The sequence below is a fragment of the Patescibacteria group bacterium genome (assembly GCA_028710985.1).
GTDB lineage: Bacteria > Patescibacteriota > Patescibacteriia > JAHJFT01 > JAHJFT01 > JAQTTB01.
Genome location: JAQTTB010000003.1, coordinates 1 through 13,789 on the forward strand (window position 1 = coordinate 1; position 13,789 = coordinate 13,789).

The window sequence follows — 13,789 nt, forward strand, 5'->3', positions numbered from 1 at the left end:
TTCCTGCATCGCATAAGATGATGCCGAGGCGGTATGCAGTTCGACGCCCTTTTCCATTTGTTCGGTTTGCACCAAAGAATTTTCGTTCGTCATCAGACTTTCCTTTGTTTAAGGTTTTAGGGTTTCAATTAATTTAAAATTGATAACTTCTCGGTTAAGAATCCACGATTCAATAAATTCTTCTCTGAACCACCAATTCTCCTCTGTTGATAATCCCGCAATATATTGATTCTTGAAATCAACATAGTACCCATCGGCCAGATTCCCCAATTCCTTAATCGGCATCAGGCCGTCCGGGTTATCGGCATAGGCCAGATAGTCGATCATTATCGCCCGCGCCAAGTCCGTCGCGCCCGGCGTATGCTGGCCCCAATCAAATTCGTCCCGCGTAAACTTATGGAAATTCGGCAAGGGATACGACCGGATGATGGTGCCGTCGTCATCTTGATGTTCGACCACGACGATACTGTGGCCGTTCACTCGTCGGCCATGATAGATTTTATTGGGCATATTTATCTCCCACTCCAGAACGGGCATGACCGACTGTACCCGCAATACCGGGCAGAACAACTGAATGGATGTTCCGGGTCAGCCGGGGCAAAGACGGCCTTGCCTTCTTTAACGGTTTCGATAATGATGATAGCCCGTTCAATGCGGGCGAGAATCCGGTTGAGCCAGATTTTTTCGGGGACGGCCTCGAAGGGCACGGCCTTCGGAACTTTCGTTTTTATCAAAGCATAAATTTTAACTAACTCCGGCAATGTCCCGGATAAAGCCTTATCCAATGACCCGGAGTACCAGCCCAGCGTGTACATATCCATTTGCGGCGATATGGCCGGATTGCCCGCCGGTGTCGCCGCTTTGGTTTTCACGTCGCCAAGCCTTTTGCTTTCCCGCAGGTCAATCGTCCCCGCCAGATCAAAGGGATAGCCTTCCAATGTTACGACAAACTTTTCCTCCACCTGCACCGGATTGATTTCCGGCGCGAAGTTGTCGTAATGACATAACGCAAGACTGATTGACTGGTCTATCATGTCGCCCTGTGTTCGGGTAACATTGACAGCCTCGGCGTCCGTCAGGATGACCCCTTCATGCCAAAGGGCGAGGGCCTCATCCCGCGCATGGTCGGCAACGGCTTCACGCGGCAGAAGCGCGCCGGTTTCGATTTTCGTCCGCAGATTCTTTTCGACTGACCGATGCACGGTCGAGCCGGTGGCCAGCGCAATCGACGGCGGCACGATTTCTTCCTGATGCCAGACACCGAAGCGGGCACCATATCGCCGTTGGAAAGCGATACCGCACCGGGAGAGCATGTCGAGCATTGAGACATGCAGTTGGGGTTTAGGTTCGGTCACTTTGTCCCCTCCGCTTTGGCAAGGGCGGCGATTGCGGCTTTTATCGCCAAGGCCAACATAAAGTCTTTAGAATTGTCCGTTCTGCCGTATGCGGCAATAATTACCTCTATCGCTTCCACCAATTCCGGGAGTGCCGTTTCCCGGTCGATAATAGAGGCGTATTTTATTACATTGTCATAATCTATGATATTCATTTCTTCGAGGCGTGGTAAAGTATCATATTGATCAGTTGTAATATCTCGATTATAATAAATATCTATCGCCGCTCTTATCGCGGCGGGAGTGGGTTGGTTACTCATGGTTTGCCTCCGGTCTATCAATATTAAAATGAGCATATCGCGCCATTCCATCTCTCACCACTTTCTCGATGGCTTGTTTCAAATCATCTTTAATCATACTGCAAAATAACGTCAATTCCTTATCACTCAATTGACGCGCAAAAACACTTTCGGCCTCGGTTTGAATATTCCTTATTACGGGAATTCCCGATTGAAATAATTCAATAAAACCAAGCGCGTCCTTTTGGTTTATCATCCATTTCCAAATAGTATCACATAAAATTATCATTTGTTCTTCTATTGCCCTTTGGTATGGAGTCAAACCATCATCGGTATTACATCCCGGCGGAAAATTAGAGGCCATTTGTTCCCTCGATTCTGGCGATAAGAGCCTTACATTTTTCAATCCAAGCAATAAAAACCGGGTCTTTTGACCGTGCCCAAATTTTGAGCAGTTCCAGCATTTCCGGCGCGGCGACGATTAGCCGGGCGTTGGCAAGTTTTACCGGAATGGAATCGGGTCTACGTAGTCGCCAATTAGGACTGTCAATTTCGGCGATTATAATACCACGATAATCACCTGAACCAGCATTGGACTCAAAATCTTTTGTCCGAATTGATAAATCCGTAATTTCAATTACCCAAGGCCCCGGCGTGTGTTTTTGTTCTGCCGGGTTTGATTCGTTCATAGGACGTTCCTTTCGTTAAGGTTTAGTTTTCTTCAGGGTTATAACCGATCTTTCTTGGTCGATTGATATTTCCAGCCGGTCGCCAAAGCCCCATTTGAGCAAGCGCAGTATCCCCGGCGCGAGATTGATCGCCCCGTCTTTTCTGATTTGATAAGGCTTATGCCATTTGATAATTGAGTTCAATTGGACTCCTTTCTTGATTATCTATCGGCAAAGATATAAATACCTTGACAAAATGTCAAGGAAAATCTTTTTGTTTTGCAAAGATTTTTCTTTTAAAAGGGCAAAATAAGGCCGAATCGCTGAAAAGGCCCCTGCCGTCGCGTCTGGGCGATTTTGGTCGGTTAAAGCCTCTCCATACCCACGAAGGGTATAAAACCTTAATTTACCCAGTTTCCGGCGGCCCAAAATTTTTATAGAGGCCCTTCGTTATGGCAAAACCCCGGATGTTTCACGTGAAACATTGATATTTAAAGAAAAACCCCCTGTCCCGTCCGAAACAGGGGGATATGTCAGGAGATTCCCCGGCAGGTTTTACCCTACCTATTTTTTAGGTTTCTTTCCACCGGGTTTTCCGCCCGGCCTTTTTCCGCATCCCAAAGGATCACCTCCTTTCGGTTAAAAAGGATTTACATATTTAGAACCAGCCCGACCACCACGACCCCAAGAGTCTGGGGGGCGTCCTTACCTCGAAATATAAGATCGCCGGATATGAACATATCTACCGCCGGAATCTCAAAACCGCCAAAGACAGGCAAGTCTTTTAATAGGGTCGGTTTATATAATTCGATCCCGACCGTCCAGTTAATGTCCTTGTTCTCATAGTCCGCAACTTCGTAGTCGATGTCGCCGTGGATACCAAGCCGCAGTTCCCATAATTGGGTCTGGGTATATCCGATGGCTCCGATGGATAAGTTATCCAGATTCTTGGCCCCGAAATTCAATTTACTGAATAAGGCCCGGCCCTCGACTTCAAAATGTTTCGGCGAGATGGTAATCAGGTCGCCCTGGAATCCGGTCATTAAATGGATACCCGGCTCCCCGGAGTAATCGCTGAACGATCCCCCGACACCAAGAACCGTCGCGGCCTGTGGCGCGGAACATAGGGCCAGTAGGGTTAGAAGCAAAAAGATTTTACGAAACATTAGAACCTCCATTCCCAGCATTTATTTGTTTCACCGTCTTAACTACCGCATGAGTGAATTCCGGCAATTTAGCGGCCACGAATCCCAGTACAAAACTCCAGAATACCTGCCCCTCCATCGGTGCCCCGGTTAATTTTATAGCCCCGTAAGCCGTTGCCCCGATAGTAACCGTCGCCACGATTGCATAGAACCACGGTGCGTCGGCCAGACTGGTTTTTTGCAACAAATTCTTGAGCCACGCTATCATCGGCACCACGATTATCCCGGCCAGGGATATCGTTATTTGTTGCCACGTTTGGATATCTTCCAAAACATACTCCTTTCTTTCAGACCATTATCGTCTGAAATTCCATGTAATATTTCCACACATTGGCGGCATAATCGGAACCCAACGGCAGGCCCTTCTGGACATTACCTACCCCGGCGTTATAAGCCTGTGCCACTTTCCGCCAATCGGTCGTTTCCAGAAAATCGGCGCACCAGCGCAGATACCACGTTCCGACCATGATATTAACCATGTAATCAAAATAAACATCGGCCATATTCAAAGAACTATTCGTTCCCTTATTGTACTGATCGAGGGCCGGTTGGGTTATCTGCATCAAGCCGAAATCGGGCGTCGTGCCGATAGCCGAAACGTCGCCGCGCGTTTCCTGTTTAATTACGGCAAGAATAAGGGCCGGGGGAATTTTGAAGGTCTCCCCAAAACTTTTGGCCATCGGGCCATAGAGGGCCAGGATTTCTTTATCGCGTAACGCGCGCATCATGCCTCCTTATTTTATTCAGCAACCAATACGGAAACCAATGCCAAAAACTTACCGTCCGGTAATAGCCGGATTGTTTTATTTCATCTTTTTGAATAATGTGCTGGGCAAGGTCGTCGAGAGTATTCCATACGCCGATTATAAACAGGGTCAGCACAATCCACAAGGGCCAATGGGTCGCCATGAGAATCAAGAACGACAGGCCCATAATAATAAACCCGTGCCAGAAGTGATGGACTTCCCAGAATGAGAATTGCCCTTTATTGTGCGGCCCGGTGTCGCGGAAATACCAGCCCATTATTATCTCCACCGCCGCAGGTCGGCGAATTGAATCGATGTTGTGGTATCCGTCACTTCACAGTACCACGGTCTCTCGATAATCGAGCCGTAACGGTCACGGAACACCGCTTTGTAATAAGAGGCCGTATCGGAAAGGTCGCCGTTGGCATAGAGGGGCAGGCTGAAATATCCCGACGCATTGGCCGTATCCGTGACGACCCGTTGCGCGATCAGACTATCCTGAAAAGTTATAAGGCTTCCGGTTAGGGTATCCGAATAAGAAGTTTTCAATTCAAAAGTAACCACGGCATAAGGATAAGGTTGGCCTGCCGGATTAAAGAGCGTGCCATAAACGGTCGTCTTGTTGGCCGCCGAAGTATATGTCCAGAGGGTATCGGTGCCGGTGCCGGTTATGGTGATGGTATCCATTATTTGCTGGTACCCGGGCGCAACGGAAAAGATGACCCAGGTTCCGGCATTTAATTGGAGCCAGGCCTTGCCGGTATTATCGGTTAGGTCATAATAAGCCGTGCCCGTCTGCGCCGAATTATTGGCATAGACAGCCGCCAGATTTAAGGCCGTAGTATCGCCCGCACTGGAATCAAGCAGGACGATATATCGGGCATAGGCCCCGTCGCCGTAGGCACACGAGCCAGACCCGGCGGAGGCGGCGGCAACCAAAAGGGAATCCCAGTAATAGGTATTCGCGCCCATAAGGTCGGCCACAGCCATACGGATAAGGCGGTATTTGACGGTATCGGCCATCTTACCGATATCGGCTTCGGAAATAGAGGCCACGTTTCCGGCCGTACTGACTGCCGCGTCGAGTAAATCCATTAAGGTATCCCCGAAAGTGCCGTCGGTCGATACCCAATACTGCACGCCCGCCGCCCAAATTTTAGCCCGCATCGCGGAATCGGCAAGTGCCGCAATCAAGTCATCACGTTGCGTGGTTGACCAGGTCTCGCTCGTCAAAGTCCGCGTCGCATAAGCCCAGACCTGGGCCTCATTGGTGTAATCCTGCGTCGCGGGATTCCAACCATCGAGATTGGCCACTTCGCTTTGAAGGGCCAGAGCCGAAACATTGGCCTTGAAAACATCCTCGTTCGCGCCGTTCGTAAAATAATTATAAACATCGGCGGCACTGTGGGTGCTGAATCCGGTCGCTTTGAAGTTTCCCTTATTGGCATCGGCGATGGCATTTTCCAGCGAATCATCGGCCATGAAACCGGTCAATTCGACGGTGCCGCAAACACTGTCTTTCAAGGCGCCGCTATGGAAATAGGCCACGACATCAAGACCCAGATTATCATACGCGCTTAAATCCTGATCAATCGTATCTTTGATAAAGGCCGATACCAATCCGCCCAGAGGTGGCCGGGTAGCGTTGGCCGTTATCGTGCGGATGTTATACGCCAGATATTTGATATGATATTTCAGGGAATCGGGGATGGCATATTCCCCGGTATAGGGGGAATAGCAAACGATCCTGATAGGATAGTATGGCTGGGCCGTCCCCATCAAGACCAACAAAAGCATCCCCAGTACGATGATTATTTTTTTCATTTTCTAATTCTCCCTATATTGGCACGCCCAAATTTTATCACGGTCGTTCCCTGCTGGCCTTCGCCCCAGACAAGGGTATCTGCATAAACATTCCAATCGACATTCATGGTCAGTGTCGTATCGGCCACGCCATTGGCGTCGGTATCGAAATATAAAGTAAAGGGCTTGAATCCCGTAGAGTCTCCCTCGGCGTCATAAGCATCGACCAGATAATAATACGATACCACCCCGGAAGCAATGCCATCCGACCCGGTCGTATCGACCAAAACGGTATCGTTGTAATTATTCATCACGGTCAGGATAACGCCAGACAAATCAGCCCCAGTGCCCGAATGCACGAGCAAGTCCAGCGTTCGCTGGATAGTCAGGTCGCAGGTATCGCAAGCGGTCGTTTTTAAATCGCCGCGATAATAATAAGTTACCGCCGTAGGGGAGGCATCGTTATAAGTCCCGGTATCATTATAGTAAATATCCCGCGCCCATTGCATATCGGCGACGGAGCCGGGAAACCCGCCTTCACTCGTGCCGCCTTCCGCGCCCCAGTTGAAGGTGCCTTTTTGCGCCGTGGATATCCAGTCGTTATATAAATAAAGCGTGTCCTCCCGGATTATCATGCCGCCCGATCCGCCGTCGTACTGGCCGAAATCGTAAGCCCATGTGCCTTGAATAAAAAAGACGTTTCCGATATGCAGGTGGGAACTATCATTAAGATAATCATCCCACTTCCAACCGGCAATCTCCCAATCCTCGGTCGCCGTCGGCGTGATGACTTGAGTCGAGCAGGTATTGTGCCGGGTGTGCAAAGAATCCCCGGTGATAAAATAACTATGGTATTGCATACAACCGCATTCGCCTTTTTCACTATAACCCGTGCCATAATTGCCTGCCGCCACGACATCAAATTTCATGGTGATAATATTGTCATGGAAATAAACGCCCCGACAATGCTCCCGCCATTTTGCCGCCGTGACATATCCGGTCGTATTTAAAGGATAGACCAATCCCTCATGGCAAATAATTCGATTGTTGGATACTTCCATCGGGTCGGAGAAGGAAGCATTTATATGCTCAAAAAGTAAAGCCCTGCCGCCGTTATAGGTTTCGCCGGAATTGATATAGCATTCCTTGATATAAGAATCCGATCCCCACGAGCGCGCGATAATTCCGTAGGCATTAACCGTCCCGGCATACTGGCACTTATCAATATTGTCAAAGATAGCCATACAACTATCGGCGAACTCGTTCCGGGTATCCATTATAATTGTATCCCGATAATGCTGAACGGAAAGCGATTCCGTAGCGGAACTACCGTAAGAACAAGTCGTCCGGCAGGCGGTATGACAATGAGATTCATAATGATTATATTCACTGTAAATATGATATTCGCCCGCCGAGAGGTTGGCCGTAATCAAACCCTGCGACATCAAGCAACCAACAAGGAAATCCTGCCTATCCTCAAGGGCGTAAGCATCATTTATGAAAGTGCAATGGCGAACCGTAACCATCTTGGCCCCGCCGATACTGAAACACATGGATTGAAAATATCCGCCGGTCACGCGGATGGTCATGGAATCGAGAGTAACGTTGTAGATATTTACTGACGAACCTATCCCGTAAGTGCGATTGGTATCAGCCCGTGAAAATTCGGTTTCCTCCCCGGTGATATTATCGGGTAAGTGCCATAATATCCCGCCGATGAATTTGATATCATGGGCGGTCTGCATTATGCGAACCCCGGCGAAACAGGCAGGTGTTCCATACGCGCCGTAGGCTACGGAATTGAAAGCATCGGTGGCGAAATATATCGTATCATCATCGGCATTCTTGGCAATGCCGTCGGCCCCGCGTAAATCCAAGACCCAATGATGTGTCCCGGTGAGGAACGTCAAACCCGTGCCCTGACAGGTGATGTTCCCGGTAACGGTGATAGTATCCCATAGATCGGCGCTGTGCAGGGATTGCGACACGGCATAATTACAGGTTGACCATGTTAATTGGCCCGCCACGGCACTACCCGCACAAAGAAGTAATATGAGTAGTCGCTTAATCAATGGATTCGCCCTCCGTGCAGACGACCGGCGTGTAATCTATTCCTGCCTTGCGGCCAATAATGGGCATAGACAACAAAGACGGGTCTATTCCCTGCCGTCGCATTATCCTCCGAGGCACAATTAAGACTATAAGCCGTGCAGTTGATTAATACCCCGGCATCAATCAAAAGTCCCTGATTGGAATCGGCAGGGTATCGCGTCCATCTTTGAACTACTGAAGTATCAAGCCAGAACTTTTTGGTGGTATAGGCCGCCGAAACTCCCGTAATGGCATAACCCGTAGGATGATGGGTATCATCAATACCATCAACCCTATCGGCAATATTAATGGCTCCCGCCTGTGTCCAACTAACTCCGGTTTTCGATTCGTCCCAATCTATCTCGGCCGCAACGGTGCTTTTCAAAACCCGATTGACCGCAAAGTTACAACTATCATCCGAACCCGCCGTTCCGTTCGTCCGCCATGTTAATTGCAAATAAGCCGAATCGAAAATATAGTTCGTCCAAATACCATTGGAAATCATGCCGGAATCGAGTAATGTATCAATTCCCAAACATCTAACCCAAAGAGTGCGGTCATTGGCTTCCTCGGAAGAAATCATAGTATCGAGGGTATTGGAATGAGCCGCAGAATCCGCCCCCTGCTTTATAAATCCGTCCTCTAACAAGGTCGTGGTCGTAATCGTCCATGATGTATCTCTGGGTGTTACGGCAAAAGCGATTGCCGCCATCGTGACCAAACCGATGATTATATTCCTGATTATAATCATTCGAGTTTCCTCACGAAAACCATCACCTCGGCTATCTTGACATATAAGGTCTGACATACTTTTGTCATTAGAGTCGCCACTATTTGATGGGATGCATCATACTTCGGTTCGGGAACATTGGTTCCCGCCGAGGGAGCAATTTCAGTTTCGGATGTATCCGAATACCGTGCCTTCCTTGTCCAGACCGACGTATCCGAACTAACGTATATAGTATCGTCAAAAGCCACTGATGGCGTATCCGCTATCCCCGCATTGCCCGCAAACTTTTCCACCATTAGTTGTCGGCGGGTGATACCACAATAAGTTGTGCTGGTGGCATTCCCCCCACCACCCGTCTTGAATATCACTATCAGGGATTCGACGATGCAATTATAAGGGGCCAACGTTGAGAAGGATAAAGTATCATATCTTAAGCCGGTGCCGGTCGAAGAATCATTAACAGCGAAATATCCGCCCTTACCTAACCAAGTTATACCGCCGCGTTTCTGCCCCGGTAAAGTAGCGTCAATAGAATCTTTACCGTCAACGTAACCATGCACCCTATCAAGTCGGAGATATTCATATTCCGAAACGGTATCGGCGTATTCTTTTTCCTCAAAATATAAGTTATGATTATAGATATGGTAAACGCCATTGGAAGATAGACCGCTTGTCATCATCTTATAATGGAATCCGTTAGCATCAAAGGCAGGAATACCTGATGTCCGATATATGGTCGTTAAATGTCCGGTGCCCGGATATAAATAAGGCAGGGAATCACACTCAAAATGCACGCCGTCATAAGACTTACAGAAGTAATTCCCCTGATGTCCCACGGTATCACTGCCTACAATCGAATCCGATAAGGCCCCGCCGGGTTTACCCGCCGTTATGAATAAATGTATCTCGTCGAAAACTCTCTGGGCATTAATATGCCAGGGTGCCATCGTCGAGGGGAAACCATTCAGAACGCAGGTATCCCATGTTCCGAAATAAGCGGGCGTCCCTCTGGGCACGTAGAATATCCCGTCGGTCGTATCCGACCATGACCCGAATAGACTATCATTCACGAGTCTTTGAATACAATAGGACGACCCAGTATCAAGGACGGTGTATATCCAGTATTTATTATTCGGTGCAGAGATAATCGACGGCGATATGGGAGACGCCGCCGAACCCACTCTAAAATAAGTAAAGAGCCGATAGAAATCTTCATTCTTGTCGGCCACGCCGTCGTCATAAAACAAAAGACCCTTATTCGCTCTGACGGCCACAAAGGTTGCGGCATCGGTATCATTCACCGCCAAGGGCCGCTTTAAGTCATTCTGCGATTCAATAGTAATTACCACCAAACGTCCGTCGGTATCGAAGAACAAATCGGGGTCGGCATCACCCTCGCAATTAGAAGTCGTATCCCATAATGAATCTTTGAATCCTACGGAATCGGATGTAAATAATGGGAAATTCCAGAATATAGTATCGCCGTTCTGGTCGATAAACCACGGCAATTCCCAGTTGGCCGTATCGTGCGAAACAAGTAAGGTCGTCCATTCCTGACTGAATCCCTGCACGGAATCGGTATAACTATAAGCCATAAGATAATTCCACGAGGGGGATGAAGTGATGATATGCTTGCGTTTGTTGGCCGTGAACTGCCATTTTTCCGCCCCGCTATGACCCGTTACCGCGCCGAAATATACCTGCACACCTTTGTTTATAGTAAGAGCCGAAGCCTCCAAAACGCAGTTAAGAGTATCCGCCCAACTGCCCGATTCCCAACTGGTATCGTTTGCCCGCCACCTGAAGGTTTCGGGATTGGCGGCTTCATCGACTATTTCGACGTAATAAGTATCGGCATGGTTGAAACTTTCGGAATAGGTTCCTTTGGTGTGTAAATCGTTTTGATCCGTGCCCTGCGTATAGGCTTCGCGGTATATGGGGTTGCCTATGAAATCGGCCATTGCACTATCGCCGACGGGATAATCAATACCCCACGGGACAAAGTGCCAATCAGGATGTATCCCGCCGCGTTCCATCGAATCAGCCAAAGCGGAATCACTTCCGTCCATAGACAGAAATCGCAGGGGTTCGATATTGCCTAATTGTAACATATCGTTAGCACCGGGTGTGATGGCCGTAGCCGCATTGGATTGAAAGTCGGTAAGTAAATCGACTTGCGCCATGCGTCCCGTAATCCTGAAATCACCCTGCAAGAGAACGTTCCGGGTCAGGGCTACGTCATTAGAATCGACATAAGCGGTCGTGGCCAATGCGGAATCTGATTTAGTCGAATCCGATTTATAGGGACTGGTGATAACGGCTTTGTCTGCCAATAAGGTTGCCGCCCGCGCGCTCTTGACCGCCCGCAGGGAATCAGTCAATCGAATATATGACCCGGTATCGGGTCGGGTCGAACGCAGTTGATTGGCGGTATCACTCTTGAGTAGATAGGCGTCTAATGAATCCTCCAGTTCGCCCTCGGATGCCTTCGCGGTATCAATCATTAGGGTATCATAAGCCAATTTAAAATGGGTTGTATCATCCGTTACTTTTCCAAGCCGGGTAAGGCTGGCAAGGAAAGCCGCTGTATCAGCCATCAGGGAATCATGTATTCTGATTTTGGCAAAATATTCAGTAGCATAAGCGGAATCGGCACTCGCCGAAGTCCCCCGATAGGCATCGTCAAAGACGACATTACTGGCGGTAGAGTCGATATCATTTTTATCAATCGTCTGATCCTGAATTTCGCCGGCGGCCCCACCGTCAACCGCACCGGCGGCAATCTGGGCGTCGGCAACCGTCCCACCGAGTTCGGAAAAATTATCATGGGCGGCATCGGTTTCGGTTACGTTCAATACCCCGGAAGTGACGGATAATCCCGTGCCGGTAAAATCAGCGATAGAATCGGTATTGATTTTTACAAAGCCGAGATTGCCTCCGCCGGTCGTGGTAATATTCTGGTTATAAAGATAAAGACTGTCCGTTAGATAAAACCGGGATTCGCTCTGCCGATAACGAAGATAAGCGCCATTGGCAATACTTTTGAAAAAATATAGATACCCATCGTCATCAACATTATCTACGTTTAGATTAATTCCCTGCTTTACTTTCAGGGTCGTGGCCGTGTCCTCAAGGTCAAGACGGTTATTCAAGGCCGCCAGGATTTTTGTGCCGGTCGTGTCAAGATTGGCACCGACGGCCATTGCCACGGGATCGGTCTCGGTGATTTCGTTGGCCGCCCAAGGATTGGCCGTATTGACCAAATTTTCGGCGATAGTTCCGTCAGCGATATCCGTCAAGGTGGCTTCCAGCGGTTGATAGGCACTGCTATGATTATGGTTGCCCGCCGCAACTTGTGCCGCGCCTGTCCCGATATCCCCGTCTGAACTCAAGTCATCGTAAGCGTCGAGGATATATCCGGTATGGGTATGGCCCAAAAGAGAATATGTCCCGTCGTGATTATGATTACCGGCGGCTACTTGGTCGGCCCCGGTGCCTATTTTAGATTCGGCCGTCAAGTCGGCAAAGGATGAATAACGGTCGGTCGAAATCGTCCCACTACTGATATCCGCGCCCGCGTGCGCGTGCGAAATCGTGGCATAGACTAAATCATGGTTATGGGTTGTCGCGGAAAAATAGGTGGCGATTGTATGCCCCGCACCATCGGCGGTAGCGGCATCGGCCAGTTTAACATATAATTTATCATCGGGATCGACGGCCAATGTCGTGGTATCGAAATATCCTGCCGCCGCATAAGCCATGAAAGTGGACAAACTGAACGACCCGGCACCGGCGGCATACCGGCCCGTCAGGTCTATCATGGAATCCATTCGCACCCAATTAACAAAAACCGTTTCGGCAGAATCGGGCGATACGAATTTCATTTTGCCCAGAGCCAGTAAGGAATCGAACTCCGCTAAACCGGGCGCACCGAATTCCAGTTGACCGAGGTTGTTCACGCAGGCGACGATATGGGTATCAAGGTAAATGCAGGAATCAATAAACTTCACACGAAAGGCCGAACCCGCAATATTGAATTGGAAATCACCGGCAGTCGGATTATAATAATAGCCATAGGCCGTCAGGGAATCTTGTGAAAATATCCCCGTCCCGCCTTCGCCGGTCAAATCCGGTGCCCAATAGAAGGTATCCGATGCGGCCTCATATTTGATAGTATAGCCATCGGAAGGCGCGCCGATAGGTATCCTTCGCCCGCGCAGGGAAACAGCCGTGCCCGGCTTGAAAAGCACTTCGCCGAAGGTTTCATGCCAGAGGACAAAAAATAAGATGAATAATAAAAATATCCCCACGCCATTGGCGGCTATTCGATTCCAATCTTTTCGTTTCGGCATATTATTCCTCATCTATTTTTCACCATCATGGCTATAAGGACACTTGGTGTTTTTTATTTGACTTCTGATTTCATCCAATTTTTTATTTATATCATCCATCTGGGTCAAAGCCCGCTTCTCCACCCGGTCGATATTTTCCTTCAAGGATTTAATCTCGAAATCGTGAACGGAGGATTTAACCTTGACAACGGCCCATTGCACTATAACAAAAGCGGCAAAGGCTCCGACAATGGCAATCGTTTGTGTCCAAGTTCCCGCTTCCATAATCACCTCATACCACGTATTTGGTGATAATGGGAATTATAATGGCAATTATTGCGATGCCGCCTAACATATAAGCCCGCCACTGTTCCAAGTGATGAATCCTTCCGTTTTGTTCGTCTAAATGCTTCACTATCTCATCGGTATTCTTCTTGATCGTATCGACGGTTTCGAATAAACGTCCCATGTCGATTGGATTCAAACCTAATGCGCACTTGGTTTCTTCGGGCATAATATTTCCCTTTGGGGTTTCATCGTTCATGATATATACTCGTTTCCTTACCAAGTGCTCGTTTGGTA

General features: G+C 48.7%; 15 protein-coding genes. 1 reads left to right on the forward strand and 14 read right to left on the reverse strand.

Features of this window, described 5'->3' with window-relative positions; all coding sequences use genetic code 11:
• Positions 1 to 108: 108 nt before the first annotated feature.
• From PHW53_04590 to PHW53_04625, 8 genes are all read right to left on the reverse strand, one after another.
• Positions 109 to 510 carry a hypothetical protein gene (locus tag PHW53_04590; GenBank protein ID MDD4995708.1) on the reverse strand — a complete coding sequence of 134 codons (402 nt, stop codon included), beginning with the start codon at positions 508 to 510 and terminating at the stop codon, positions 109 to 111.
• A gap of 2 nt (positions 511 to 512) precedes the next feature.
• A complete protein-coding gene (locus PHW53_04595) occupies positions 513 to 1,322 on the reverse strand; it encodes a PD-(D/E)XK nuclease family protein (protein ID MDD4995709.1) in 810 nt (269 codons plus the stop codon).
• A 29-nt stretch (positions 1,323 to 1,351) separates the two neighbouring features.
• Positions 1,352 to 1,654, reverse strand: coding sequence for a hypothetical protein (locus PHW53_04600; protein MDD4995710.1), 303 nt, complete (start codon positions 1,652 to 1,654; stop codon positions 1,352 to 1,354).
• Complete coding sequence (locus PHW53_04605) at positions 1,647 to 1,955, reverse strand: hypothetical protein (protein ID MDD4995711.1); 309 nt, start codon at positions 1,953 to 1,955, stop codon at positions 1,647 to 1,649. Before PHW53_04605 ends, PHW53_04600 begins: the two co-directional genes overlap by 8 nt.
• 31 nt (positions 1,956 to 1,986) lie before the next feature.
• A complete protein-coding gene (locus PHW53_04610; GenBank protein MDD4995712.1) occupies positions 1,987 to 2,322 on the reverse strand; it encodes a hypothetical protein in 336 nt (111 codons plus the stop codon).
• A gap of 629 nt (positions 2,323 to 2,951) precedes the next feature.
• On the reverse strand, positions 2,952 to 3,467 hold the full coding sequence (locus PHW53_04615) for a hypothetical protein (protein MDD4995713.1): 516 nt from the start codon (positions 3,465 to 3,467) through the stop codon (positions 2,952 to 2,954).
• Entirely contained in the window at positions 3,457 to 3,777 is a 321-nt protein-coding gene (locus PHW53_04620) for a hypothetical protein (GenBank protein ID MDD4995714.1), read from the reverse strand. Before PHW53_04620 ends, PHW53_04615 begins: the two co-directional genes overlap by 11 nt.
• A 16-nt stretch (positions 3,778 to 3,793) precedes the next feature.
• Positions 3,794 to 4,234 carry a lytic transglycosylase domain-containing protein gene (locus PHW53_04625; protein ID MDD4995715.1) on the reverse strand — a complete coding sequence of 147 codons (441 nt, stop codon included), beginning with the start codon at positions 4,232 to 4,234 and terminating at the stop codon, positions 3,794 to 3,796.
• A gap of 37 nt (positions 4,235 to 4,271) precedes the next feature.
• Between PHW53_04625 and PHW53_04630 the strand changes: the two genes are divergently transcribed.
• On the forward strand, positions 4,272 to 4,481 hold the full coding sequence (locus PHW53_04630; GenBank protein ID MDD4995716.1) for a hypothetical protein: 210 nt from the start codon (positions 4,272 to 4,274) through the stop codon (positions 4,479 to 4,481).
• A gap of 50 nt (positions 4,482 to 4,531) precedes the next feature.
• Here PHW53_04630 and PHW53_04635 read toward each other — a convergent pair whose 3' ends face one another.
• Genes PHW53_04635 through PHW53_04660 form a run of 6 tightly spaced genes read right to left on the reverse strand, consistent with a single transcriptional unit; the run spans position 4,532 to position 13,751 of the window.
• A complete protein-coding gene (locus PHW53_04635; protein ID MDD4995717.1) occupies positions 4,532 to 6,076 on the reverse strand; it encodes a hypothetical protein in 1,545 nt (514 codons plus the stop codon).
• Entirely contained in the window at positions 6,073 to 8,082 is a 2,010-nt protein-coding gene (locus PHW53_04640) for a hypothetical protein (GenBank protein ID MDD4995718.1), read from the reverse strand. The genes PHW53_04635 and PHW53_04640 overlap by 4 nt, the downstream gene beginning before the upstream one ends.
• A gap of 41 nt (positions 8,083 to 8,123) precedes the next feature.
• Complete coding sequence (locus tag PHW53_04645; GenBank protein ID MDD4995719.1) at positions 8,124 to 8,897, reverse strand: hypothetical protein; 774 nt, start codon at positions 8,895 to 8,897, stop codon at positions 8,124 to 8,126.
• Positions 8,894 to 13,228, reverse strand: a complete 4,335-nt coding sequence (locus PHW53_04650; GenBank protein ID MDD4995720.1) for a hypothetical protein — start codon at positions 13,226 to 13,228, stop codon at positions 8,894 to 8,896. The genes PHW53_04645 and PHW53_04650 overlap by 4 nt, the downstream gene beginning before the upstream one ends.
• Positions 13,229 to 13,240: 12 nt before the next feature.
• On the reverse strand, positions 13,241 to 13,492 hold the full coding sequence (locus PHW53_04655; protein MDD4995721.1) for a hypothetical protein: 252 nt from the start codon (positions 13,490 to 13,492) through the stop codon (positions 13,241 to 13,243).
• 7 nt (positions 13,493 to 13,499) lie between these two features.
• Entirely contained in the window at positions 13,500 to 13,751 is a 252-nt protein-coding gene (locus tag PHW53_04660; GenBank protein ID MDD4995722.1) for a hypothetical protein, read from the reverse strand.
• Positions 13,752 to 13,789 lie beyond the last annotated feature (38 nt).